The sequence below is a fragment of the Vibrio sp. 970 genome, assembly GCF_033339075.1.
Map to the genome: position 1 here is coordinate 1 of NZ_JAWOTW010000730.1, position 538 is coordinate 538.

Annotated in this window: 1 protein-coding gene; it reads left to right on the forward strand. The window is 49.6% G+C overall.

Annotated elements, in window-relative coordinates; genetic code table 11:
* The coding region (locus R7Q11_RS28875) for an efflux RND transporter permease subunit (protein ID WP_225467308.1) at positions 1-538 on the forward strand (538 nt) is incomplete at both ends.

Here is a 538-nt window from a genome sequence, read left to right on the forward strand (position 1 = left end):
GGCGAAACGGCGAATGCGAAAGTAAACAACTTGGTATCAAGCCTTGGCATCTCTCTTCTAACGGGCGTGGTGTTTGTCGGTTTGTGCTTGATCTGGCGACGCGCAGTGGTGGTTGGTATCGCGATTCCGATTAGCTATGGTGCCGCGCTCGGGATGGACTTGGCATTTGGCTATTCCATCAACCGAGTCACACTCTTTGCATTGATTTTGGCGCTAGGTTTGATCGTGGACGATCCGATCGCGAGTATCGACAACATTGAACGCTACCTCAAACGAAAAAATCTAACACGAACCAATGCGATTGTTCTCGCCATGGCAGAAATTCGTAGCGCCTTGTTAATGTCGACGCTCGCGATTGTTATCGTGTTTACGCCGATGTTTTTTATCACTGGGATGATGGGGCCTTACATGGCGCCACTGGCGTTCAACGTTCCGATCAGCGTTATCTTTAGTACCGTTGTCGCGTTTATGATCACGCCTTGGCTTGCCAAGAAGCTACTCAAAGGTGCTGAGGAAAACGGCCACTATGACATGCAAT